The sequence below is a fragment of the Pseudomonas huaxiensis genome, from assembly GCF_003231275.1.
GTDB classification, from domain to species: domain Bacteria; phylum Pseudomonadota; class Gammaproteobacteria; order Pseudomonadales; family Pseudomonadaceae; genus Aquipseudomonas; species Aquipseudomonas huaxiensis.
Map to the genome: position 1 here is coordinate 216,511 of NZ_QKVL01000005.1, position 24,970 is coordinate 241,480.

The window sequence follows — 24,970 nt, forward strand, 5'->3', positions numbered from 1 at the left end:
AGGGCTTCAGCCCACAACCAGGATGGCTATCGACCTACGCCTAAGTATTGACCAGTGCGGACAAAAGAACAGATTCCACACCAGCCAAAAAAGAAGGGGCGCGGCCTGGCCGCGCCCCTGGGGACCAACGCTTACTCGCCCTGACGGGACGGTGCGTCCAGCTCGAAAGCCGTATGCAGCGCGCGTACGGCCAGTTCCAGGTACTTCTCTTCGATGACCACGGAGACCTTGATCTCGGAAGTAGAGATCATCTGGATATTGATGCTCTCCTTGGCCAGCGCTTCGAACATGCGGCTGGCAACGCCCGCGTGAGAGCGCATGCCGACGCCGACGATCGACACCTTGGCGATCTTGGTGTCACCAATGATCTCCCGAGCGCCGATTTCACGTGCGGTGTTCTCCAGCACTTGCTGCGCCTTGGCGTAGTCGTTGCGGTGCACGGTGAAGGTGAAGTCGGTGGTGTTATCGTGCGAAACGTTCTGCACGATCATGTCGACTTCGATGTTGGCGGCGCTGATCGGGCCGAGGATCTTGAAGGCAACGCCCGGAGTATCCGGCACGCCACGGATGGTCAGCTTGGCTTCATCGCGGTTGAAGGCGATGCCGGAAATGATCGGCTGTTCCATGGATTCCTCTTCATCAATAGTAATGAGGGTACCCGGACCCTCCTGGAAGCTGTGCAGCACGCGCAGCGGAACGTTGTACTTGCCGGCGAACTCGACGGCACGAATCTGCAGCACCTTGGAACCGAGGCTGGCCATTTCCAGCATCTCTTCGAAGGTGATCTTGTCCAGACGCTGAGCCTGGGACACGACGCGCGGGTCGGTGGTGTAGACACCGTCCACGTCGGTGTAGATCTGGCACTCATCAGCCTTCAGCGCTGCCGCAAGGGCCACGCCGGTGGTGTCGGAGCCGCCACGACCGAGGGTGGTGATGTTGCCGTGCTCATCGACACCCTGGAAACCTGCGACCACAACCACGCGGCCGGCCTTGAGGTCGCCACGGATCTTCTGATCGTCGATTTGCAGAATGCGCGCCTTGTTGTGCGCGCTGTCGGTGAGAATCCGCACCTGGTTGCCGGTGTAGGAAACCGCCGGAACGCCACGCTTCATCAGTGCCATGGCGAGCAAGGCGATAGTCACCTGCTCACCAGTGGAAACGATCACATCCAGTTCACGTGGAACCGGCTGATCGCTGATCTGCTTGGCAAGGTCGATCAGGCGGTTGGTTTCGCCGCTCATCGCCGACAGCACAACCACCAGGTCATCGCCAGCTTCGCGGAATTTCTTGACCTTTTCGGCAACCTGCTCGATTCGCTCGATTGTGCCGACCGAAGTACCGCCAAATTTCTGTACGATCAACGCCATTTCAAAGCCGCCTCAGCCCGTGAAGGGCACCCAATAAACAATCACAACGCCCGCGGCCCGCCACTAGACGACGGGCCGCAGGCGCCTCAGACACCCTGCTCTACGAATGGCACGGTCAGGGCCAGTGCGCCGTCCAGCGCCGCGGCGTCCACGCCACCGCCCTGCGCCATGTCCGGACGACCACCGCCCTTGCCGCCCACCGCCGCAGCGGCTTGCTTCATCAAATCACCGGCTTTGAGTTGGCCGGTAAGGTCCTTGGTCACGCCTGCGACCAGTACGACCTTCTCTTCGTGGACACTGCCGAGCAGGATCACTGCGCGGCCGAGTTTGTTCTTCAGTTGATCGACCAGCGCCAGCAGGGCCTTGCCATCCTGACCGTCGAGACGCGCTGCCAGCACCTTGACGCCCTTGACGTCCACCGCGCTGTTGGCCAGGTCGTCACCGGCGGCACTGGCGGCCTTGGCCTGCAGTTGCTCCAGTTGTTTTTCCAACTGGCGGTTGCGCTCGAGCACAGCCGACAGCTTGTCGATCAGGTTGTCGCGACTGCCCTTGACCAGTTGCGCGGCTTCCTTCAACTGCTCTTCAGCACTGTTCAGGTAAGCCAGCGCCGCAGCGCCGGTGACCGCTTCGATACGACGCACGCCAGAGGCCACGCCGCCTTCGCTGATGATCTTGAGCAGACCGATATCACCGGTGCGCTTGGCATGGATACCACCGCACAGTTCAACCGAGAAGTCGCCGCCCATGCTCAGGACGCGCACATTGTCGCCGTACTTCTCGCCGAACAGCGCCATGGCGCCTTTGCGCTTGGCGGTTTCAATATCGGTCTCTTCGGTTTGCACCTCGGAGTTCTTGCGCACTTCGCGGTTGACGATCTCTTCCAGCGCCTTGATCTGCTCTGGCTTGATCGCTTCGAAGTGGCTGAAGTCGAAACGCAGACGCTGGCTGTCCACCAGCGAGCCTTTCTGTTGTACGTGATCGCCGAGGACCTGGCGCAGCGCAGCGTGCAGCAGGTGAGTGGCAGAGTGGTTGAGCGAGGTGGCGTGCTGGACGTCGGCATCGACCTTGGCTTCAACCTGGGCGCCAACGCTCAGGCTGCCGCTGGCAACGATGCCGTGGTGCAGGAACGCGCCACCGGTCTTGGTGGTATCACGCACGTCGAAACGCACGGCGCCAGCCAGCAGGTAGCCGGTGTCGCCCACCTGGCCGCCGGATTCGGCGTAGAACGGTGTGCGATCGAGGATCACCACGCCCTCCTCGCCTTCACCCAGTTGCTGGACGGACTGACCGTCCTTGTACAACGCGACGATCCTGGCGCTGTCTTCTGTGGTGTTGTAGCCGGTGAACACGGTGTCCACATCAACCTTGACCAGGCTGTTGTAGTCCAGGCCGAAGGAGCTGGCGGAGCGGGCGCGCTCGCGCTGGGCGTCCATTTCACGCTCGAAGCCTGCTTCGTCGATGGTCAGCTCGCGCTCGCGGGCGATGTCGGCGGTCAGGTCCATCGGGAAGCCGTAGGTGTCGTACAGCTTGAACACCACGTCGCCCGGCACCACGTTGCCTTTGAGTTCGGCCAGGTCCTGCTCGAGAATCTTCAGACCCTGCTCCAGGGTCTTGGCGAACTGCTCTTCTTCGGTTTTCAGCACGCGCTCGATGTGCGCCTGCTGGGATTTCAGCTCAGGGAAGGCTTCGCCCATCTCGCCCGCCAGCGCGGCGACAATCTGGTAGAAGAAGCTGCCCTTGGCGCCGAGCTTGTTGCCGTGACGGCAAGCGCGGCGAATGATGCGACGCAGCACGTAGCCGCGGCCTTCGTTCGATGGCAGCACGCCGTCAGCGATCAGGAAACCGCAGGAACGAATGTGGTCGGCGACAACCTTGAGCGACGGCTGGGCGTCGTTGCTGCAGCCGATGGCCTTGGCCGAAGCGGCCAGCAGGCTTTGGAACAGGTCGATCTCATAGTTCGAGTGAACGTGCTGCAGGACCGCGCTGATGCGTTCCAGGCCCATGCCGGTGTCCACCGAAGGCGCCGGCAGCGGGTGCAGGACGCCATCCGCGGTGCGGTTGAACTGCATGAAAACGTTGTTCCAGATCTCGATGTAGCGGTCACCGTCTTCTTCCGGCGAGCCGGGCGGGCCGCCCCAGATGTCGGCGCCGTGGTCGTAGAAGATCTCGGTGCACGGGCCGCACGGACCGGTATCGCCCATGGTCCAGAAGTTGTCGGAGGCGTAAGGCGCGCCCTTGTTGTCGCCGATGCGGACCATGCGCTCGGCCGGAACGCCGACTTCCTTGGTCCAGATGTCATAGGCTTCGTCGTCGGAGGCGTAGACCGTGACCCAGAGCTTTTCCTTCGGCAGGTTCAGCCACTTGTCCGAGGTCAGGAAGGTCCAGGCGTAGGTGATCGCGTCACGCTTGAAATAGTCGCCGAAACTGAAGTTGCCCAGCATTTCGAAGAAAGTGTGGTGGCGCGCCGTGTAGCCGACGTTTTCCAGGTCGTTGTGCTTGCCGCCGGCACGCACGCATTTCTGGCTGCTGACCGCGCGGGTGTAGGCGCGCTTTTCCTGGCCGAGGAAGCAGTCCTTGAACTGGTTCATACCGGCGTTGGTGAACAGCAGGGTCGGGTCGTTGCCCGGAATCAGGGAGCTGGAGGCGACTCGGGTGTGTCCCTGCTCTTCGAAGAATCGAAGGAAGGCTTCACGGATTTCTGCGCTTTTCATAGGTTCTTCCACGGAAACGGCGGCCTGAGGCAAATGTGCGCGTCAAATAGACGAAACGACGGCAAAGGGCCGCATTATATCTAGCCTGATTGCCAGTTGCAGTGTGTTTATACGATGGAAGCATGCATTCAGGATGAAATGCCGTTTATCCAGGCGATTTAGTTAGCAGGCTATACGTTCCGCCAAAAACTATGTTACAAACGGCGTCGCCATCACAGGTGATGGCAACGTTCTCAGGGCGGGGTGCAATTCCCCACCGGCGGTAATTGCGCGCAATGCGCATAGCCCGCGAGCGCTTGCAGGCACAGCCTGCAAGGTCAGCAGACCCGGTGTGATTCCGGGGCCGACGGTCATAGTCCGGATAAAGAGAGAACGGGATAGACACCGCTGTGTCCGTTCGTCCACGCATTGGCAGGACGACCATCCCATTCGATCCATCTGCCCTGTTTCTCATACAAACAGGAGTCCGTTTCAATGCAACCAACCCCAATCGACAGCAAATCCCACGGCAACGAACGTATCGCTTTCGTCCAGGCATGCTGGCACAAAGATATTGTTGATCAGAGCCGTAAAGGTTTCGTCGAAGAAATGGCCAAGCACGGCTATCAGGCCGGTGATATCGATTTCTATGAAGTCGGCGGCGCCTTCGAGATCCCGCTGCACGCCAAGCTGCTGGCCCGCAGCGGCCGCTATGGCGCCATCGTCGCCGCCGGCCTGGTGGTGGACGGCGGCCTGTACCGTCACGAGTTCGTCGCCCAATCGGTGATCAGCGGCCTGATGCAAGTTCAACTGGAAACCGAAGTGCCGGTGTTCTCGGTGGTGCTGACCCCGCACCACTTCCATGCTGGCGACGAGCATCAGAAGTTCTTCTTCGAGCATTTCGTGCTCAAGGGCCAGGAAGCGGCGACCACCTGCGCTGATACGCTATTGAAATTGCGAGCCCTGCGCCGCAACGAAACACCGCAGAAGCTGGCGGTATAAATGAAAAAGGCCGCGGATTACTCCGCGGCCTTTTTCGTTGTCCTGACTTGATCGCTGGCAAGCCAGCTCCCACAAGGTAATGCAGCCCAAACGGTTCTGGTGGGCGCTGGCTTGCCGGCGATTACTGCCCCAGGTCCTCAGCCGAGGCCGGAACGATCAGGATTCCGGCCCGAAGCCCATTCTTCACCTTGGGGTTGGGGAAGATGATGCGAGCCCCCTCCTCCTCCACAATCCAGCGCATCCCGGCCAGGTCTTCGGCCAGCAGATAGCCCTTGGACAACTCCGAAAAGTTCTCGATGTCCGCTGGCAAGTGCAGGTGGAAGCTGTCGCTGTGCTTGATGATCTCGCGGGCGACGCTGAACAGTTGCAACCCATCAAGCCCGTCCGCCTGCTCAGGCTCGACGCCCTCGATGATCTGGATCAGCCGCGCCTGGAGCCGATCGAGATTGACCTGCTCGTTCTGCCCGAAAGGCCGCGCCTTGCCAAGCTCCAGGGTGAAGGCCTCAGCTTCGAGCTGCTCGTAGGTGAAGGCCGTAAAGGTGATGGAGGTCTTGCTCTGCAGCAGCACCGCTTCCATGCCGGCGGCGCGCAGGCGGGCCAGTTCGCGGCGGGAGTGCTGACGCCCTTCCTTATAAGGATAGAGGGCGAACTGCTCGATCTTCGAACCGCGAATGGCGGTGTGCAAGTCGTAGTGCAACCGGGTACGCCCCGGCAGACTGAAAAAGGTGGTCGCCAGGCGTTCCAGCTCGCAGGCGCGCAACGCCTCCGATCCGCTGGACAGCTCATGGCGGCCGTTGAACAGGCGATTGACGTCCTGCTCAAGGTAACGCTCACCCCGCCGAATCGCCTCGGGGTTGCCGAACAGGAACAGCATCCGCGCCCGGGGCTTCACGTCACCGCGGGCAATGCCGTGCAGCAGCTCATCGAGCAGTTCGATGGGCGCGGTTTCATTGCCGTGGATGCCGGCGGACAGCAGGATGTCCAGGCCGATATCCCGCGACTCGGGCGGGCGGACTTCAAGCGCCCCCTCGGCGAGCCAGCGCAAGCGCACGCCCTCGACCGTCAACTGGGTCTTCTCTGCCGGTTCACGACCGGCAAGGGTCAGCTCAAGCAGTTTGCCGAGGGCGAGCATGGTGTCGTTCCTTAGTGATGATGTCCGCAATCGGGACCGTGGACGTGATCGTCATCGTCGCCGGCATCGGCCGGCTCCATTTCCAGTTCCAGGCTGACCAGATTGGTGGCCAGTGGGCGCAGCAGCAGCGTGGCGAACTCAGTGTCGCCCTCGTCCACGTCGACGCCGATCAGCAACTGGCCGCGGCCATCCTGTTGAATCCAGACTTCCTTGCCTTGCCAGATCACCGCAAAGCGGCTGGTGGAGGCTTCGCGCTGGTTGCCATCTTCATCTTCAAGGATCAGTTGCAGGGCGTCAGACATGTTCGAGTGCTCTTTCAGGGTTGGAGTTGGAACGGATAAACCGAGCCCAGTTGCAGAATCCGGGTCAGTTCATCCAGTGCCGTACGACACTCCACCAGCAGTTGCGGATCGGCCAGGTCGCTTTCGACAAGGCGGTCGCGGTAATGCTTGTCGACCCATTGGGTCAGGGTGTCGTACAACGGCGCCGTCATGATAACCCCTGGATTGACCGCCGCCAGTTCCGTTTCATTCAGCGCCACGCGCAGGCGCAGGCAAGCCGGACCACCGCCGTTCTGCATACTCTGCTTGAGGTCGAAGACCCGCACCTCGCTGATCGCGCCGCCCTGGCCGGCCAGCGCCGACAGGTAAGCCCAGACCCGTTCGTTGTTGCGGCATTCTTCCGGCACCACCAGCAGCATCGAACCGTCATCGCGGGACAACAACTGGCTGTTGAACAGGTAGGAACGCACGGCGTCCTCCACCGAAACCTGGGCACGCGGCACGCAGATCGCCTTGAAGTCACCGCCACGCGCGGCCAGCTTGGCCTTCAGTTCAGCCAGTACCCGCTCGGTCTCGAGGAAGGCGTCTTCGTGGTAGAACAGCACTTCGCCGTTGCCGACCGCGATCACGTCGTTATGGAACACACCTTGGTCGATGACCGACGGATTCTGCTGAGCATAGACCACGCCGTCATCGCTCAAGCCATGCAGACGGGCAACGGCCTGGGACGCTTCGAGGGTCTGCCGCGCCGGGTATTTTTGTGGCGCCGGGTAGCGGGTATCGAAGGCACTGCGGCCGAAAACGAAGAACTCGACGCCCGGCTCGCCGTAGGCACGGCAGAAGCGGGTGTGGTTGGCCGCGCCTTCATCGCCGAACTGCGCCACCGCCGGCAACGCGGCGTGGTGGGCGAAGTGCTGCTGGTTGGCGAACATGGCGCCCAGCACGCGACTGGTGGTCGGGTGCTCGATGCTGCGGTGGTATTTGCAGTTCAGGTTGGCGGCGGTGAAATGCACGCGGCCGTCTGCGGTGTCGGCACTGGGGCTGACCGTCGCGGCGTTGGCCACCCACATGCTCGACGCCGAGCAACTGGCGACCAGCAGCGGCATGGCTTCTTTCGCCGCACGCTGGATGACTTCGGCATCGCTGCCGCTGAAGCCCAGGCTGCGCAGCGCGGCCACGTCCGGACGCTCTTGCGGGGCCAGCACGCCTTGCTTGAAGCCCATGTCCGCCAGCGCTTTCATCTTCGCCAGGCCCTGACGCGCCGCTTCACGCGGGTTCGAGCCCTGCTGGCTGTTGCTCTGCGAGGCAACGTTGCCGTAGGACAGGCCGCCGTAGTTGTGCGTCGGCCCGACCAGACCATCAAAATTCACTTCAAACGATTTCATCGGCTAAGGCTCCGTGAACCTGTTGTTATAGGGCGACGCCGGGCGTCAGCGTGGCAGGCAGGACAAGGCTGGCGGATTCCAGCGACGCCACCGGGTAGGCGCAGTAATCCGCCGCGTAATAGGCACTGGCGCGGTGATTGCCGCTGGCGCCGATGCCACCGAACGGCGCGCTGCTGGCGGCGCCGGTCAGTTGTTTGTTCCAGTTGACGATACCGGCGCGGCTTTCCAGCCAGAACTGCTGGTAACGCGCATGGGAATCCGACAACAAGCCTGCGGCGAGGCCGTACTGGGTGTTGTTGGCTTCGGCGATGGCTGCCGGGAAATCGCTGTAACGGATCACTTGCAGCAACGGGCCGAAGAACTCTTCGTCCGGGCGATCAGCCACGGCGCTGACATCGACAATGCCCGGGGTCAGCAACGCGGCGCCGGCTTGCGGCTGGGTCATTTCCAGCAATGCAGTGGCGCCGTTGGCGAGCAGGTGCGCCTGGGCATCCATCAAGGCTTTGGCTGCCGCCAGGGAAACCACCGAACCCATGAACGGCGCCGGTTGCTGGTCGAAAGCACCAACCGAAATGTTCTTGCTCACTTCCACCAAGCGCTTGAGCAGCGTGTCGCCCCAGGCGCCTTGCGGCACCAGCAGGCGGCGCGCGCAGGTGCAGCGCTGGCCGGCGGAGATGAAGGCGGACTGGATGATGGTGTAGACTGCGGCGTCCAGGTCCTTGACCTCGTCCACCACCAGCGGGTTGTTGCCGCCCATCTCCAGCGCCAGGATCTTGTCCGGGCGGCCAGCGAACTGCTGGTGCAGCAGGTTGCCGGTGCGGCTGGAGCCGGTGAAGAACAGGCCGTCGATACCCGGATTGGCAGCCAAAGCCACGCCGGTTTCCCGAGCGCCCTGGACCAGGTTGAGCACGCCCGCCGGAAGGCCGGCGTCGTTCCAGCACTTGACCGTCAGTTCAGCGACCTTGGGCGTCAGTTCGCTGGGCTTGAACACCACGGCGTTACCCGCCAACAGTGCCGGCACGATGTGACCGTTGGGCAAGTGGCCCGGGAAATTGTAAGGCCCGAACACCGCCACCACGCCATGCGGCTTGTGGCGCAAGACGGCCGTGGCGTCGGCCAGCGGGCCGCTCTTCTCGCCGGTACGCTCGCGGTAGCTCTGCACCGAGATCGCCACCTTGTTGACCATGCTGGTCACTTCGGTCGTGGCTTCCCACAGCGGCTTGCCGGTTTCCTCACCGATGCAGCGGGCCAGCTCGTCGGCATTGGCCTTGAGTTGCGCGGCAAAGGCTTCGAGGACAGCAATGCGCATATCCAGCGACTGCCGGGCCCAGCTCGGGAACGCCTGGCGTGCCGCCGAAACGGCCTGCCCGACCTGTTCCGCAGTGGCGCCCTGCCCTTGCCAGACCACGGCCTGACTGACCGGGTCCAGTGATTGAAGGGCCTCGCCCTGACCGGCCAGCCATTGGCCTGCGATGTAGTGAGTGCTCATTATTTGGCCTCCCGGGCAGCGGACAGCGGAACCGCACGAACCTGGTCGCCAACGCTCAGACGCAGGCGCTTGGCAGTCTGTGGATCGACCACCAGGGTGCCGGCCGCCAGCCGCGCAGGTGCTGCGGCGATGCGGCAGTCTTCACGCTTGCGGTTGTGGATGATGTAAGGGGTGGCATCGTCGCCCGGCGTACCAACGGCCAGCACCAGGGTCTGGCTGTCCTGCACCGCACGGATCTTGCTGGTCTGGCACTCGATGGCCGGGCCGGCGTCGAAGATGTCGACGTAGCCCTGATAACTGAAACCTTCGCTCTTGAGCATCGCCAGCGCTGGCTCAGTGTCGCTGTGGACACGTCCGATAACGTTGCGCGCCGCTTCCGAAAGGAAGCAGGTATAGAGCGGGAACTTGGGCATCAGCTCGGCAATGAACGCCTTGTTGCCGACGCCGGTGAGGTAATCAGCCTGGCTGAATTCCATCTTGAAGAAGTGCCGGCCCAGGCTTTCCCAGAATGGCGAACGACCCAGCTCGTCGGACATGCCACGCATTTCGGCAATGATCTTGTTACCGAACAGCTCGGAGAACTCGGCAATGAACAACATCCGCGCCTTGGACAGCAGTCGGCCATTCAGGCCTGTGCGGCTGTCGGCCCGCAGGAACAGCGAGCACAGTTCGGAGTTGCCGGTCAGGTCGTTGGCCAGGAACAGCGTCGGGATCTCCCGGTAGATGTTCAGTTCCTGGGACGCGCTGACGGTCAGGCCGACCCGGTAGTTGTACCAGGGCTCGCGCAGGCCGACGGCACCGGCAATGGCGGAAATGCCCACGACCACGCCGTCATCGTTTTCCAGCACGAACAGGTAGTCCGCGTCGGCACGCTCGGCCTCGCCGCGAAAGGTCTTCTCGGCCCAGCCAACCCGGTGGGCCAGGCGCTCTTCGTTGGCCGGCAAGGTGGTCAGGCCGGTGCCAGTGCTGCGCGCCAGCTCGATCAGCGCCGGTAGGTCGCTGCTGCGTACGGGACGAACGATCATGCTATCTCCTCGGGCAGGCGCCTGCTGGCACCTGCGAAACTCGGCCGAATTCTTGGTATCAAACCGCGACCAGGCGCACGCTGGCGCCCTCGCCAACGCCCAGCGCTTCAAGGGCGTCCGGACTCAGGTGAACCGGTTTGCCCGGCACCCAGTCCAGTTCCAGCAGTACCGCGCGGTAATCCTGCAACTGGCCGTTGGATACCAGGTACTGACGACCGCCCTTGGTCGGCTGCTCCTGCAGCTTGACCGGTACGACCCGGCTCTGGGCAATCGAACGGATGCCGGACACCCGTGCATGCAGGGTCGGGCCGCCGTCGAAAATGTCGATGTAGTGGTCGGTCTCGAAGCCTTCGCGCATCAGGATGTCGAAGGTGATCTGCGCCCGCGGATGAACCTGGCCCATGGCTTCCTGCGCCTCGTCCGGCAGCAGTGGCACGTAGATCGGGTAATGCGGCATCAGCTCGGCGAGGAAGGTACGGCTCTTCAGGCCGCACAGGCGCTCGGCCTCGGCGTAGTTGAGATCGAAGAAGTTGCGGCCGATGGCGTCCCAGAACGGCGAGTCGCCGTTCTCGTCACTGTAGCCGACGATTTCGGTGACCACCGAATCGGCGAAACGCTCGGGATGGGCGGCCATGAACAGCAGGCGACCACGGGAGTTCAGCTCGGCCCAGGCGCTGTTCACCAGCTCCGGCAGCACATAGAAACTGGTCAGCAGGCTATTGCCGGTGAGGTCGTGGCACTGCGAAAGCACGTGGATCTTGTTGTGGATCTTCAGCTCGCGGGACGCATGCACGAAGGTCTCGTTGCGAAAGCTGTAGAACGGCTCGGAATAACCGGCCGAGGCGACGATGGCCGAACAACCGACCAGCTTGCCGGTGGCGCTGTCTTCGAGGACGAAGAAGTAGCTCTCCTCGCCATTGAAACTGACTTCGGCGGCGAACGAGGTCTCGGAGGCGGCGATCTTGTCGCTCAGGCGACCGGCATCATCCGGCAGGGACGTGACACCAATGGGACTGTCCGCAGCCAGACGCTGTACTTCACCCAGGTCAGCCATTTGCGCGGGGCGCATCACCAGCATGGTGTCACTCCTTTCGGGTATACGGGCCGACAACGGTCGGCGCAAAAAAAGCGGCGTGTGCACGACAGGCACAGGCCACATGAAATCGGTTCGCTGGCCGGTGACGGCCAGCGACGGTACAGCAGAGGCTTATCAGGCCTGGGTCAGCTTGGCGGCAGCGCGCTCGAAACGGTCGAGGCCTTCATCGATGTCAGCATCTTCCACCACCAGGCTCGGGGCGAAGCGCACGACATCCGGGCCGGCCTGCAGGACCATCAGGCCCTCTTGCTCGGCGGCGTTGAACACGTCCTTGGCCTTGCCTTTCCAGGCATCGGTCAGCACGCAACCGATCAGCAGACCGCGACCGCGGACCAGGCTGAACAGGCCGTATTTCTCACCGATCTGTTCCAGACGGGACTTGAAGCGTTCGTGCTTGGCCTTCACGCCTGCCAGCACCTCAGGAGTGTTGACGATGTCCAGCACGGCGTTGGCGACGGCGCAGCCCAGCGGGTTACCGCCGTAGGTGGTGCCGTGGGTGCCGACGGCCAGGTGCTTGGCCAGGTCTTCGGTGGTCAGCATCGCGGCGATCGGGAAGCCGCCGCCAAGGCTCTTGGCGCTGGTGAGGATGTCCGGGACCACGCCGTAGTGCATGTAGGCAAACAGATCGCCGGTCCGGCCGACGCCGGTCTGCACTTCGTCGAAAATCAGCAGGGCGTTGTGCTTGTCGCACAGTTCACGGGCGCCTTGCAGGAAAGCCTCGTCAGCCGGGACCACACCGCTTTCGCCCTGGATCGGCTCGATGACGACAGCGCAGGTCTTGTCGGAAATCTGTGCTTTCAGCGCTTCCAGGTCGTTGTACGGCACATGGCTGATACCAGTGATCTTCGGGCCGAAGCCGTCGGAGTACTTCGGCTGGCCGCCGACGCTCACGGTGAACAGGGTGCGACCGTGGAAGCTGTTGACGGTGGCGATGATCTCGTTCTTTTCAGGACCGAAACGGTCGTGGGCAACGCGACGGGCCAGCTTGAACGCGGCCTCGTTGGCTTCGGCGCCGGAGTTGCAGAAGAACGCCCGGTCGGCGAAGGTCGCGTCGACCAGCTTGTGGGCCAGGCGCAGGGCCGGCTCGTTGGTGAACACGTTGGACACATGCCACAGCTTGTTGGCCTGTTCGGTCAGTGCCGCGACCAGTGCCGGATGGGCATGCCCCAGGACGTTTACGGCGATGCCGCCGGCGAAATCGATCAGCTCGCGGCCCGACTGGTCCCAGACTCGGGAACCGGCGCCACGCACGGGAATGAACGCTGCTGGCGCATAGTTGGGAACCATTACCTGGTCGAAATCGGCGCGTTGCACCGGAGCTTGCTCAACGGACATCGGAGTCTCCTGAAGAGGAACGCCTGCCTGAAACTGGCGAGCGATGGGGGGATTGTAAGGAGAGATGAACACTCGGCCTTGCCGCCAAGCGACAACTTCTTATAGCGCCAAACCCTGTTTTTCCAAGGCTTTCGGCAATGCGACAAATAGGGTCGCAAAGGCGCAGTTTAAACGGTGCGAGGTGTTGGCGGGGAGAAGCGATGCGAGGGATAGAGGGTTTTTCTGTGGGGAGATGACCAGGTGGTCATGAGGTTGCCTGCCGCGACCTCATCGCTACATGGGTATCTTCACATCTCGTAGGCAAGACGCGGAACCTGTAGGAGCGGCCCATCGCGGCTATTGGCCGCTCCCACAAGATCGCAAGGGGCAAACGGTTTTGCGATTGCCCGCGATGAGACCCTGACAATCAACCCCGCTCGGCAGGCACCGAGGACAGTTCGAACGGCGAGCTGTTGCGGCGCTGGTTGCGATCTTCACGCGGCGTGGCGCCGAAGAAATTGCGGTACGCGCTGGAGAAGTGCGGACCGGAAGAGAAGCCGCAGGACAAACCGATCTGGATGATCGATTTGCTGGTCTGCATCAGCATCTGCCGCGCCTTGTTCAGGCGCAGCTCCAGGTAATACTGGCTCGGTACGCGATTCAGGTACTGCTTGAAGATCCGCTCCAGTTGCCGACGCGACACACAAACATGCTGGGCAATTTCATCCGTGGTCAGCGGCTCTTCGATATTGGCTTCCATCAGCAGCACGGCCTGGGTCAGCTTCGGATGGCTGGAACCAAGGCGATTCTGCAGCGGAATGCGCTGACGCTCGCCGCCTTCGCGGATGCGCTCGACCACCAGTTCCTCCGACACCGCCCCGGCCAGCTCGGCGCCGTGATCCCGCGCCAGCACCGCGAGCAGCAGGTCCACCACCGACATGCCACCACATGCGGTCAGGCGATCACGGTCCCAGTCGAACAAATGACTGGTAGCGATCACCTTGGGGAAACGCTCGGAAAAATCATCCTGCCAGCGCCAGTGCACCGCAGCGCGGTAGCCGTCCAGCAGCCCAAGTTGCGCCAGCGGATAAACCCCCGCCGACAAGCCGCCCACCACACAACCGGAGCGCACCAACTGCTTGAGCGCGCCAGCCAGTGCCGCGCCCACCGCCGCCGGCGGCTCATCAGCCAGCAAAAACAGCTTCTGGCAGTTTTCCAGGCGCCCGGTCCACGGCTCGCCCGGCAGACGCCAGTCACCTTCGGCTGGGGCTTCGGCCTGGAGAAAAGCCAATTCGTAGGTCACGTCCGGGTGCACCTTCTGCGCCACACGCAGCACCTCTTCGGCCAGCGCAAGGGTCAGCGCCTTGGTGCTGGGCCAGATGAGAAAACCGATTCGCTGGTTGGTCATGAAGTGCGGTCCGAAACCTGAAGTGAGTCTGGCGCCCGTCAGCGTAGACGGGCGGGAGAAAGCCTGGTGCAGGCTGCGCGGGTGGCGCAGCATGACCTATTTTGGTGCAAAGCGGCAGTCTGATAAACCGCGCGCTTATTTCAGGCTACCCGAAAGGAACTGCTGCAGACGCTCGGACTGGGGATTGACCAGCACTTCGCGCGGGTTGCCGGTTTCTTCCACCAGGCCCTTGTGCAGGAACACCAATTGGTTGGAAACCTCACGGGCGAAGCCCATTTCGTGAGTCACCACCACCATGGTCCGGCCTTCCTGGGCCAGCGACTGCATGACCTTGAGGACATCACCTACCAGTTCCGGGTCCAGTGCCGAGGTCGGCTCGTCGAACAGCATGACCTCCGGTTCCATCGCCAGGGCACGGGCGATCGCCACGCGCTGCTGCTCGCCGCCGGACATATGTCCAGGATAGGCATCCTTGCGATGGGCAACGCCGACCTTGGCCAGGTAGTGCTCGGCCTTTTCCAGCGCGTCCTTCTTGCTCATGCCGAGCACGTGCACCGGCGCTTCGATGATGTTTTCCAGCGCAGTCATGTGCGACCACAGGTTGAAATGCTGGAACACCATCGACAGCCGCGAACGCATGCGCTGCAACTGCTTGGGATCGGCCGCCTTGAGCGCGCCGTCCTTGTTGGGCACCAGCTTGAGTTCTTCGTTGTTGAGCAGGATCTTGCCGGCGTGCGGCTGCTCCAGCAGGTTGATGCAACGCAGGAAAGTACTTTTGCCAGAACCGCTGGAGCCGATGATGCTGATCACGTCACCGGCCTTGGCGGCCAGCGATACGCCCTTGAGCACTTCATGGCTGCCATAGCGTTTATGCAGGTCTTGGACTTCGAGTTTGTACATGCTGTCGGTTCTCACAAAGCGTTCAGTCGTGAACACACGCCAAGGGCGAAAAATTTGCCGCGGGCCTCAGCCCTTGCGCGGCGCCAGGTAGCCGAGCCAGCGGCGTTCGGCAAGCTTGAACAGGCGGACCAGGATGAACGTCAGGCACAGGTAGAACACGCCGGCGGTGATATACGCCTCGAACGGCAGGTAGAACTGGGCATTGACGGTCCGCGCCGCACCGGTGATGTCGATCAGGGTGACGATCGAAGCCAGGCTGGTGGTCTGCAGCATCATGATCACTTCGTTGCTGTACTGCGGCAGCGCCCGGCGCAGGGCCGATGGCAGCAGGATCCGGCGGTACATCTTGTAGCGCGACATGCCGACCGCCTTGGCCGCCTCGATCTCGCCGTGTGGCGTGGCCTTGAGGCTGCCGGCGATGATTTCTGCGGTGTAGGCGCTGGTGTTGATGGCGAACGCCAGGCAGGCGCAGAACGTCGCGCTGGACAGCCATGGCCAGAGGAAGCTTTCCCGCACCGCCTGGAACTGGGCCAGGCCGTAGTAGATCAGGAACAACTGCACCAGCATCGGCGTCCCGCGGATCACGTAGGTGTAGAGCCACGCGGTGAAGTTCACCACCGGCTGTTTCGACACCCGCATCAGCCCCAGGGGAATGGCCGACAACAGGCCGAACAGCAGGGAAATCGCCAGCAGCTTGAGCGTGGTCAGCAAGCCACCGAGGTACAGCGGCAGAGCTTCCCAGATGACGTTGTAGTCGAAAATCATAGTTCAGCCGCCTTTACGCCAACCGAGTAGCGTTTTTCCAGGTAACGCAGGGCCAGCAGCGAAACACTGGTGATCACCAGGTACAGCGCCGCCACTGCCAGGAAGAAGGTGAAAGGCTCGCGGGTGGCGTCGGCCGCCTGCTTGGCCTTGAACATCATGTCCTGCAGGCCCACCACCGAAATCAGCGCGGTCGCCTTGGTCAGGACCAGCCAGTTGTTGGTGAAGCCAGGAATCGCCAGGCGAATCATCTGTGGCACCAGCACCCGGAAGAAGATCTGCAGGCTGCTCATGCCATAGGCCATGCCGGCTTCGGCCTGCCCCTTGGGAATGGCCATGAACGCGCCGCGGAAGGTTTCCGACAGGTAGGCACCGAAGATGAAGCCCAGGGTGCCGATACCCGCCATCAGCGGATTGAGGTCGATGTAGTCGTCGAAACCGAACAGCGGCGCGACACGGTTGAGGAGATCCTGGCCGCCGTAGAAGATCAGCAGGATCAATACCAGATCGGGAATGCCGCGAATCACCGTGGCATAAAGATCGCCCAGCCAGGCCAGCCAGCGCACTGGCGACAGGCGCAAGGCCACGCCAATCAGGCCGAGCACGATGGCCAGGGCCATGGACGACAAGGCGAGCTGTAGCGTCAGCCACGCTCCATCGAGGATGACTGCCCCGTAGCCTTTCAACATGATGAGGTCCTCGACCTTAGGGATGAAAAAATGGTGCAAGCCTCAGCGCTTCTGCTGCTTGCACCATTGAACAGGTGACACGACGACGGTTACTTGCTTTCCGGGCCGTAGATATCGAAGTTGAAGTACTTGTCCTGGATCTCTTTGTACTTGCCATTGGCACGAATACCGGCGATGGCGGCGTTGATGCGCTCCAGGTTTTCCTTGTCGCCCTTGCGTACGGCGATGCCGATGCCGTCACCGAAGTATTTCGAGTCGGTGAAGGCCGGGCCTACGAAGCTGTAGCCCTTGCCGGCGTCGGTCTTCAGGAAACCGTCTTCAAGAAGCGTAGCATCGGCAACGGTGCCATCCAGACGGCCGGCGGTGATGTCCAGGTAGATTTCGTTCTGGGTGCCGTAAGGAACGATGGTGGCGCCTTTCGGAGCCAGGACTTCCTTGGCGAAGCGGTCATGGATCGAACCGCGCTGCACGCCGATCTTCTTGCCTTGCAGTTCGGTCAGGCCTTCGCTGATGGCGGTACCGTCCTTCATCACCAGGCGAGCCGGGGTCAGGTAGTAACGGTTGGTGAAATCAACCGACTTCTTGCGGTCTTCGGTGATCGACATGGACGACAGGATGGCGTCGATCTTGCGGACCTTCAGGGCCGGGATCAGGCCGTCGAATTCTTGCTCGACCCAGGTGCACTTGACCTTCATCTCGGCGCACAGGGCGTTGCCGATGTCGTAGTCGAAGCCGACGATGCTGCCGTCCGGTGCTTTCGAAGCGAACGGTGGGTAGGCGGCCTCAATGCCGATTTTCAGCGGTTTTTCGTCAGCCAGCGATGCCAGGGAAAACACGGACAGCGCCAGTGCGCCAAGCAGTGCGAGTTTTTTCATCTGGGAACTCCAATCGGTAAAGGGCAATGCCAGGCAGTTCGACTGCCCACTATGCGAATGAGTACAACGCAGAGCTGCGCGGGGCCTGACCACCGGTCCGGTGCCACGAGCGAGTGATCGGCATTTTAACGACAGCTCGGAAGCCGATATTTCTTCAAAGCGACAAGTAGTTACAGAAGCGCTGGAAGAATGGCCGGGGGATATTGACAGTTTTCGAGGATTATGCAAAAGCGAAAAACAAATAACCTTTAACCGAAGCAATAACCGGGCCCATTATTGGCAAAGCCTTGTAATACGGCAAGTCCAGCCGATTGAGTGTGGGAAATTTCATGAAGTAACGCACCAATAGCGCACATTCACGTTTCCTAACGCCCCGTTTTCGTACGAATCCAGCGACAGAAAGGTTACCGATGAAAGTCGAAGTAACAAAAAACCCAAGGCCCCGCGCAGCTCATGCTGGCGGGGCCTTGGGTTGTCTTCGAAAGATCGCGGGGCAAGCCACGTCCGGGAGGTACTACACAGCTCTTCCGCGGAACGACTGCTGACTTACCCTGCGAAACATTCGGCGCCTCAGGCGACGTTCATGGTCTTGTGGGTCTCGACCAGGTGAGCAACCACGCCCGGATCGGCCAGGGTGGAGATGTCGCCCAGCGCGTCGTACTCGGCCGTGGCGATCTTGCGCAGGATACGGCGCATGATCTTGCCCGAGCGGGTCTTCGGCAGGCCCGGCGCCCACTGGATGACGTCTGGCGAAGCGATCGGACCGATCTCCTTGCGCACCCAGTTTTTCAGCTCCAGGCGCAGCGCCTCGGTTGGCTCCTCGCCACCGTTGAGGGTGACGTAGACGTAGATGCCCTGCCCTTTGATGTCGTGTGGCACACCGACCACCGCCGCTTCGGCGACTTTCGGGTGGGCGACCATGGCGCTTTCGATCTCGGCAGTACCCATACGGTGGCCGGAAACGTTGAGCACGTCGTCGACGCGGCCGGTGATCCAGTAGTAGCCGTCTTCGTCGCGACGGGCACCGTCACCGGTGAAGTACATGCCGCGGAACGTCTTGAAGTAGGTGTCGACGAAGCGGTCGTGGTCGCCGTACAGCGAACGCGCCTGGCCCGGCCACGAATCGAGGATCACCAGGTTGCCTTCAGCGGCGCCCTCGATCAGGTTGCCCAGGTTGTCCACCAGCGCCGGCACCACGCCGAAGAACGGACGGGTCGCCGAGCCTGGCTTCAGTGCGGTGGCGCCTGGCAGCGGGCTGATCAGCACGCCGCCGGTCTCGGTCTGCCACCAGGTGTCGACGATCGGGCAACGCTCTTTGCCGACCGCCTGGTGGTACCAGTTCCAGGCTTCCGGGTTGATCGGCTCGCCGACCGAACCCAACAGACGCAGGCTGGAGCCATCGGCACCGGCAACAGCGGCCTGACCTTCGGCCATCATGGCGCGGATGGCGGTCGGGGCGGTGTAGAGGATGTTGACCTTGTGCTTGTCGATGATCTTCGACACGCGGGTGATATCCGGGTAGTTCGGCACGCCTTCGAACAGCAGCGTGGTCGCGCCGTTGGCCAGCGGGCCATAGACGATGTAGCTGTGGCCGGTGACCCAGCCGACGTCGGCGGTGCACCAGTAGACTTCGCCCGGACGGTAGTCGAACACGCGCTCATGGGTCATGGCGGCGTAGACCAGATAACCACCGGTGGTGTGCAGCACGCCCTTCGGCTTACCGGTGGAACCGGAGGTGTAGAGGATGAACAGCGCTTCTTCGGCACCCATTTCTTTCGGGGCGCAGACGCTGCCGGCAACCTTCATCAGGTCTTCGTACCAGATGTCACGGTGCTGGTTCCACTTGATGTCAGAACCGGTGCGCTTGCACACGATGACTTTCTGGATGCTGTTGGTTTCAGGGTTGGTCAACGCGTCATCGACGTTGGCTTTCAACGGCGTGCGGCGACCGCCACGCAAGCCTTCGTCGGCGGTGATCACCACCTTGGATTTGCAGTCGATGATGCGGCCGGCCAGAGCTTCAGGCGAGAAGCCACCGAAGACCACGGAGTGGATCGCGCCGATGCGGGCACAGGCCAGCATGGCGACCACGGCCTCGGGGATCATCGGCATGTAGATGGTTACCACGTCGCCGCGGTGAACGTCCTGGCCACGCAGGGCGTTGGCAAATTTGCAGACCTGCTCGTGCAGTTCGCGGTAGGTGATGTTGCGGTGTTCGGAAGGGTCGTCGCCTTCCCAGATGATTGCGAGCTGATCGCCACGCTCGGCCAGATGACGGTCCAGACAGTTGTAGGAAACGTTCAGGGTGCCATCGGCGAACCACTTGATATCGACGTGGTGATCGTCGAACGAGGTCTGCTTGACCTTGGTGAACGGCTTGATCCAGTCGAGGCGCTGAGCCTGCTCACGCCAGAAGCCGTCCGGGTTGATCACCGACTTCTGATACATGGCCTTGTAGGTAGCCTCGTCAGTCAGGGTATTCGCCGCAACCTCGGGACGAACGGGGTACAGGGAAGCCGCACTCATCTTTGTTACCTCGGTGTAATAGTTGTTTTTGTATGACCTCGTTTTAACTGTAACAGAGCCTCTCAGGCCATTCGACGTTGGTAGTAACAGGGCGGTCTTTTCGGCCACACGGTGGCCGGAACCGCTCTAGAACGGGCGTCGCCATCTACTCCCAAAGAAACAGAAGGCCCGCCGAGGGCGATTGTTACAAAATTTGCCAACAGTGTTTATCAAAACATCGACTGTTTCAGTTTCATGTCCAGCCCTAAAATTCACCTCGCCAGCAACGGCAACGAGATTAACTCAGGTAACAGCCCCCACGAAGGCACGTTAATCCCGAAATAACTTTCCGGTTTTACTTTTGCTGCACCGTAGCGCCACAAGCGCTACGCCCCCTCTTTCGACCCTGGACAGGTAAATTGAAGATGAAAGCTTTACTGGTATTGGCACTCGGTAGTTTTTGCGCAGCGGCAATGGCCGACGAAGTTGCAAACTCCACCGCCGAGCAGATCCCGGTTGAACAGTACAGCTACTCGCAACATCTGGACATCGCCAAAGTCATTTCGATGAGCGAGATCCCGAACGTCTGCGAAGTGGTTCCAGCCCGCATGACCTATGAAGATTCCCAAGGCCAGAAGCACATCCTCGAATACCGCGTCATGGGTAACGGCTGCTCTAACGGCTAATCAACCTTGCGTGGCTGTCGCGCCTCTTTTACCCAAAAGAGGCGCCACGTCCTGATAACACGCCCTTAATAAAACTCTCGCCTTTTTATAGTTCCGCGAATTATTCGCCGGACTTTCCAATTGCATAATCACGCAACTTGTTGGCAATTGTCGTATGGGAAACGCCCAGCCGTTTACCCAATGCCCGGCTGGTTGGATAATCGCCCTGCAAACATTCCAGCACCGCCTTTTCAAATCGTCCGACAATTTGTGCCAGATCGCCTTCCAACGAGAACTCACCCAATGGCTGGCGGGCGCCATAGTCCGGCAGACGAATATGTTCTGGCTTGACCACCCCGCCCTCGCACAGTGAAACCGCCTGAAACAACACGTTCTCCAGTTGCCGGACGTTGCCCGGCCAGTGGTACTGGCTCAACCGCTCCAGCGCCGCCGGCGCCAGGCGCGGCAAGGGGCAGCCGATCTGCCGGCTGGCCTGGTCGAGGAAGTGCTCAACCAGCGGCGGCAGGCCATCAAGGCATTCGCGCAGCGGCGGGATGTGCAGCGACAGGACATTGAGTCGGTGATAGAGGTCCTGGCGGAATTCGCCACGAGCACAGAGCTCGGACAAATCCACCTGGGTCGCACAGATCACCCGTACATCCAGGTAAACCTCTTCGTCGCTACCTACGCGGCGGAAGCAGCCGTCCTGCAGGAAGCGCAGCAACTTCACCTGCAAACGCGGACTCATCTCATCGACACCATCGAGAAACAGCGTGCCGCCCGCAGTCAGTTCCAGCAGCCCGAGCTTGCCTTCGGCGCGCGCGCCCTCGAAAGCGCCGGGGCCGTAGCCGAACAGCTCGGTCTCGGCCATAGACTCAGGCAATCCGGCGCAATTGAGCGCCATCAACGGTGCTTGGCCGCGCGGGCTGGCCAGGTGACAGGCGCGAGCGAGCAGTTCCTTGCCGGTGCCGGTTTCGCCCTCGATCAGCAGCGGTGCGTCCAGTGGCGCCATGCGCCGCGCCTCGCGCACCACCGCTGCCATCACCCGCGAACTCTGGAAAATGCTGTCGAACCCGCGCAGCTCCTGCTTGCGCACGTTGTAGATGCGTTCGCCGATGCGGTCGGCGCGGTGCAGGGTCAACACCGCACCGGCCAGCGCCTCGCTGTCATCGTGTTCGGATTGCAGCGGCGCGATATCCGCCAGGAACACATCACCCTTGACCTTGACCCGCAGCCCATTGATCCGTGACTTGTTGGCCCGCACCAGTTCCGGCAGGTCGAAATCCTCGGCATAGCGTGACAGCGGAATGCCCGGCACCTCATCGACGCGCACCCCGAGCAACTGCGCCGCCGCACGGTTGGCAGCAACGATCGAGCCGCCCATATCGATCGACAGCACCGGGAAATCCAGCGCGCCGAGCAGTGCATTCAACTCCATGTGCCGACGCTCACTCGGCATCAAACCCACGCGCTTGACCCCGAAGACCCCGGTGATCGCCTCGAATTTCGGCCGCAGCGCCTGGAATTGCAGATTGATCAGGTTCGGGCAGTGCAAATAGATGGCGTTGCCGTGTTCGCCGCCCACCTCGCCGCGGGCGACGTTGATGCCATAGGCCACCAGCAGGTTGAGGATGTCCCGCAGGATGCCGATGCGGTTCTGGCAATGCACTTTGATACGCATGAAAGGTCCTACAAAGCAGTGAGACCGACGATGTTTCTGCTTGAGCGCCGGAAAATTTGTAAATAATACGTTACAAAAACCGACTTTCACAGGGTCACAGCGCCGCGATTTTGCGGATCATGGCCAGATTCGTAAAATCTGCGTTACAAAAACCGCCTGCTGGCGCGGACCTTCACCTACGCAGGTAGCTGAAAAATTCAAAGCCAGCGGCTATCTCTAAGGGCACGGCGCAAGCCTTCAAAACAATAAGAGCCCTCATCAGGAGAGCAGCATGAAACAGACGCAATACGTGGCCCGCGAGCCCGATGCGCAAGGTTTTATCGATTACCCGCCGCAGGAACATGCGGTGTGGAACACCCTGATCACCCGGCAGATGAAGGTGATCGAGGGGCGCGCGTGCCAGGAATACCTGGACGGCATCGAACAGCTCAACCTGCCCCATGACCGCATCCCGCAGCTCTCCGAAATCAACGCCGTACTGGGCGCCACCACCGGCTGGCAAGTTGCCCGGGTGCCGGCGCTGATTCCCTTCCAGACCTTTTTCGAACTGCTGGCCAGCAAGCGCTTCCCGGTGGCGACCTTCATTCGCACCGAAGAAGAACTCGACTACCTGCAAGAGCCGGACATCTTCCACGAGATCTTTGGCCACTGCCCGCTGCTGACCAACCCCTGGTTCGCCGAATTCACTCACACCTACGGCAAGCTCGGCCTGGCCGCCACCAAGGAACAGCGCGTGTACCTTGCCCGCCTGTACTGGATGACCATCGAGTTCGGCCTGATCGATACACCGCAAGGCCGCAAGATCTACGGCGGCGGCATCCTGTCTTCGCCGAAAGAGACGGTCTACAGTCTCTCCGACGAGCCTGAGCACCAGCCATTCGACCCACGTGAAGCGATGCGCACGCCTTACCGCATCGATATTCTGCAGCCCGTCTACTTTGCCCTGCCGAACCTCAAGCGCCTGTTTGACCTGGCGCACGAAGACATCATGGGCATCGTCAGCCAAGCCATGCAGCTCGGCCTGCACGCACCCAAATTTCCACCCAAGGTGGCCGCTTGAGCCGCCCTGCACACCTATAACAATCCACTTGCGGAAAACCTTATGAACGCCTTGAACCAAGCCCACTGCGAAGCCTGCCGCGCCGATGCGCCGAAAGTCAGCGACGACGAACTGCCAGCACTGATCGCGCAGATTCCTGACTGGAACATCGAAGTCCGCGACGGGATCATGCAGCTGGAAAAAGTCTTCCTGTTCAAGAATTTCAAGCACGCCCTGGCCTTCACCAACGCCGTCGGCGAAATCTCCGAAGCCGAAGGCCATCACCCAGGCCTGCTGACCGAGTGGGGCAAAGTCACCGTCACCTGGTGGAGCCACTCGATCAAGGGCCTGCACCGTAACGACTTCATCATGGCCGCGCGCACCGACGAGGTCGCCCAGACCGCCGAAGGCCGCAAGTGATGCACTTCGAGGCCATCACCCGGGTTCCGGGTGACCCGATCCTCGGCCTCATGGAGGCGTACGCCAAGGACAACAATCCCGCCAAGTTCGACCTGGGTGTCGGCGTGTTCAAGGACGCCCAGGGCCTGACGCCCGTGCCGGCGGCGGTGAAACAGGCGGAGCAGCGTCTGGTCGATCGGCAGGCCAGCAAGAGTTATGTCGGCGGACACGGCGATGCCGCGTTCGGCCGGCTGCTCTGCGAACTGGTGCTGGGCAGCGCCTCGCCGTTGCTGACCGAACAGCGCGTCGGCGCCACCCAGACCCCGGGCGGCACCGGCGCCCTGCGCCTGGCTGCGGAATTCGCCCGGCAGTGTCTGCCGGGCCGCGGCATCTGGCTCAGCGACCCGACCTGGCCGATTCACGAAACCATCTTCGCCAGCGCCGGCCTCACGGTCAGCCACTACCCCTATGTCGGCGCGGACAACCGTCTGAATGTCGCCGGCATGCTCGCTGCGCTGGAAACGGCGCCGGAGGGCGATATCGTCCTGCTGCACGCGTGCTGCCACAACCCGACCGGCTTCGACCTGTCGCGGGATGACTGGCAAGCGGTGCTGGAGGTGGTGCGCCGTCGCTCGCTGCTGCCGCTGATCGACTTCGCCTACCAGGGCTTCGGCGACGGGCTGGAAGAGGACGCCTGGGCCGTGCGGCTGTTTGCCGCCGAACTGCCCGAGTTGCTGATCACCAGTTCCTGCTCGAAAAACTTCGGCCTCTACCGCGAACGCACCGGCGCCCTGCTGGTGTGTAGCCACGATGCGCAGAAGTTGCTGGATGTGCGCAGCCAGTTGGCGTTCATCGCCCGCAACCTGTGGTCCACCCCGCCGGACCATGGCGCGGCAGTAGTCGCGGAGATTCTCGGCGACCCGGCGCTGAAAAGCCTGTGGGTCGAGGAAGTCGAAGCCATGCGCCAGCGGATCGCCCGGCTGCGGGTCGGTCTGGTGGACGCGTTGAAGCCACACGGCCTGGGCGAGCGGTTTGCCCATATCGCCGAGCAACGCGGGATGTTTTCCTACACCGGACTGTCGCCACAACAAGTGGCGGCCTTGCGGGAACGGCACAGCATCTACATGGTGAGCACCGGGCGGGCGAACGTCGCCGGCGCGGACGAGGCCCGGCTGGACGTGCTGGCGGCGGCGATCGCGGACGTCTGCGGCTGAGGGCATCTGCTGGCTGAACCGCCATCGCGAGCAAGCTCGCTCCTACGCACAC

21 protein-coding genes and 1 riboswitch are annotated in these 24,970 nt (G+C 61.9%); of the genes, 5 read left to right on the top strand and 16 right to left on the bottom strand.

Annotation, left to right across the window (positions count from 1 at the left end; genetic code table 11):
* Positions 1-131: 131 nt before the first annotated feature.
* The gene (locus tag DM374_RS08970) at positions 132-1,367 is read right to left on the bottom strand and encodes an aspartate kinase (protein WP_095156839.1); all 1,236 of its coding nucleotides are present in this window, start codon (positions 1,365-1,367) and stop codon (positions 132-134) included.
* 86 nt (positions 1,368-1,453) lie between these two features.
* The gene (alaS, locus tag DM374_RS08975; protein ID WP_110969528.1) at positions 1,454-4,078 is read right to left on the bottom strand and encodes an alanine--tRNA ligase; all 2,625 of its coding nucleotides are present in this window, start codon (positions 4,076-4,078) and stop codon (positions 1,454-1,456) included.
* A 225-nt stretch (positions 4,079-4,303) separates the two neighbouring features.
* A riboswitch (FMN riboswitch) is annotated at positions 4,304-4,456 on the top strand.
* 96 nt (positions 4,457-4,552) lie between these two features.
* Here alaS and DM374_RS08980 point away from each other — a divergent pair.
* Positions 4,553-5,059 (top strand): 6,7-dimethyl-8-ribityllumazine synthase, encoded by a 507-nt coding sequence (locus tag DM374_RS08980; RefSeq protein WP_110969529.1) that lies wholly within the window; start codon positions 4,553-4,555, stop codon positions 5,057-5,059.
* A gap of 121 nt (positions 5,060-5,180) precedes the next feature.
* Here DM374_RS08980 and astE read toward each other — a convergent pair whose 3' ends face one another.
* From astE to acs, 13 genes are all read right to left on the bottom strand, one after another.
* Entirely contained in the window at positions 5,181-6,191 is a 1,011-nt protein-coding gene (gene astE, locus DM374_RS08985) for a succinylglutamate desuccinylase (protein WP_110969530.1), read from the bottom strand.
* Positions 6,192-6,202: 11 nt separating this feature from the next.
* On the bottom strand, positions 6,203-6,493 hold the full coding sequence (locus tag DM374_RS08990) for a topoisomerase II (protein WP_110969531.1): 291 nt from the start codon (positions 6,491-6,493) through the stop codon (positions 6,203-6,205).
* A gap of 14 nt (positions 6,494-6,507) precedes the next feature.
* Complete coding sequence (astB, locus tag DM374_RS08995) at positions 6,508-7,857, bottom strand: N-succinylarginine dihydrolase (protein ID WP_110969532.1); 1,350 nt, start codon at positions 7,855-7,857, stop codon at positions 6,508-6,510.
* A gap of 25 nt (positions 7,858-7,882) precedes the next feature.
* Entirely contained in the window at positions 7,883-9,349 is a 1,467-nt protein-coding gene (gene astD / locus DM374_RS09000) for a succinylglutamate-semialdehyde dehydrogenase (protein ID WP_177431538.1), read from the bottom strand.
* Positions 9,346-10,371: an arginine N-succinyltransferase gene (gene astA, locus DM374_RS09005; RefSeq protein ID WP_110969534.1), complete on the bottom strand. Its 1,026-nt coding sequence runs from the start codon at positions 10,369-10,371 to the stop codon at positions 9,346-9,348. The genes astD and astA overlap by 4 nt, the downstream gene beginning before the upstream one ends.
* A gap of 58 nt (positions 10,372-10,429) precedes the next feature.
* On the bottom strand, positions 10,430-11,449 hold the full coding sequence (aruF, locus tag DM374_RS09010) for an arginine/ornithine succinyltransferase subunit alpha (protein WP_095156831.1): 1,020 nt from the start codon (positions 11,447-11,449) through the stop codon (positions 10,430-10,432).
* A 132-nt stretch (positions 11,450-11,581) separates the two neighbouring features.
* Positions 11,582-12,802 carry an aspartate aminotransferase family protein gene (locus DM374_RS09015; protein WP_110969535.1) on the bottom strand — a complete coding sequence of 407 codons (1,221 nt, stop codon included), beginning with the start codon at positions 12,800-12,802 and terminating at the stop codon, positions 11,582-11,584.
* A 406-nt stretch (positions 12,803-13,208) separates the two neighbouring features.
* On the bottom strand, positions 13,209-14,189 hold the full coding sequence (gene argR, locus DM374_RS09020; RefSeq protein ID WP_110969536.1) for a transcriptional regulator ArgR: 981 nt from the start codon (positions 14,187-14,189) through the stop codon (positions 13,209-13,211).
* Between the two features lie 135 nt (positions 14,190-14,324).
* Positions 14,325-15,089: an ABC transporter ATP-binding protein gene (locus DM374_RS09025; RefSeq protein ID WP_095156828.1), complete on the bottom strand. Its 765-nt coding sequence runs from the start codon at positions 15,087-15,089 to the stop codon at positions 14,325-14,327.
* A gap of 66 nt (positions 15,090-15,155) precedes the next feature.
* On the bottom strand, positions 15,156-15,854 hold the full coding sequence (locus DM374_RS09030) for an ABC transporter permease (RefSeq protein ID WP_110969537.1): 699 nt from the start codon (positions 15,852-15,854) through the stop codon (positions 15,156-15,158).
* The gene (locus DM374_RS09035; RefSeq protein WP_110969538.1) at positions 15,851-16,540 is read right to left on the bottom strand and encodes an ABC transporter permease; all 690 of its coding nucleotides are present in this window, start codon (positions 16,538-16,540) and stop codon (positions 15,851-15,853) included. The genes DM374_RS09030 and DM374_RS09035 overlap by 4 nt, the downstream gene beginning before the upstream one ends.
* A gap of 89 nt (positions 16,541-16,629) precedes the next feature.
* Complete coding sequence (locus DM374_RS09040; RefSeq protein WP_110969539.1) at positions 16,630-17,415, bottom strand: ABC transporter substrate-binding protein; 786 nt, start codon at positions 17,413-17,415, stop codon at positions 16,630-16,632.
* Positions 17,416-17,985: 570 nt separating this feature from the next.
* Positions 17,986-19,941 carry an acetate--CoA ligase gene (acs, locus tag DM374_RS09045; RefSeq protein WP_110969540.1) on the bottom strand — a complete coding sequence of 652 codons (1,956 nt, stop codon included), beginning with the start codon at positions 19,939-19,941 and terminating at the stop codon, positions 17,986-17,988.
* A gap of 404 nt (positions 19,942-20,345) precedes the next feature.
* On the opposite strand from acs, the gene DM374_RS09050 reads away from it, so the two are divergent.
* The gene (locus tag DM374_RS09050; protein ID WP_095156824.1) at positions 20,346-20,606 is read left to right on the top strand and encodes a DUF2790 domain-containing protein; all 261 of its coding nucleotides are present in this window, start codon (positions 20,346-20,348) and stop codon (positions 20,604-20,606) included.
* A gap of 100 nt (positions 20,607-20,706) precedes the next feature.
* Here DM374_RS09050 and DM374_RS09055 read toward each other — a convergent pair whose 3' ends face one another.
* Positions 20,707-22,266, bottom strand: coding sequence for a sigma-54-dependent transcriptional regulator (locus DM374_RS09055; protein ID WP_110969541.1), 1,560 nt, complete (start codon positions 22,264-22,266; stop codon positions 20,707-20,709).
* Between the two features lie 271 nt (positions 22,267-22,537).
* Here DM374_RS09055 and phhA point away from each other — a divergent pair, with 271 nt between their 5' ends.
* Genes phhA through DM374_RS09070 form a run of 3 tightly spaced genes read left to right on the top strand, consistent with a single transcriptional unit; the run spans position 22,538 to position 24,918 of the window.
* A complete protein-coding gene (phhA, locus tag DM374_RS09060; RefSeq protein WP_110969542.1) occupies positions 22,538-23,326 on the top strand; it encodes a phenylalanine 4-monooxygenase in 789 nt (262 codons plus the stop codon).
* 42 nt (positions 23,327-23,368) lie between these two features.
* Positions 23,369-23,725 (top strand): 4a-hydroxytetrahydrobiopterin dehydratase, encoded by a 357-nt coding sequence (locus tag DM374_RS09065; protein WP_110969543.1) that lies wholly within the window; start codon positions 23,369-23,371, stop codon positions 23,723-23,725.
* Positions 23,725-24,918, top strand: a complete 1,194-nt coding sequence (locus tag DM374_RS09070) for an amino acid aminotransferase (RefSeq protein ID WP_110969544.1) — start codon at positions 23,725-23,727, stop codon at positions 24,916-24,918. The genes DM374_RS09065 and DM374_RS09070 overlap by 1 nt, the downstream gene beginning before the upstream one ends.
* Positions 24,919-24,970: the final 52 nt, after the last annotated feature.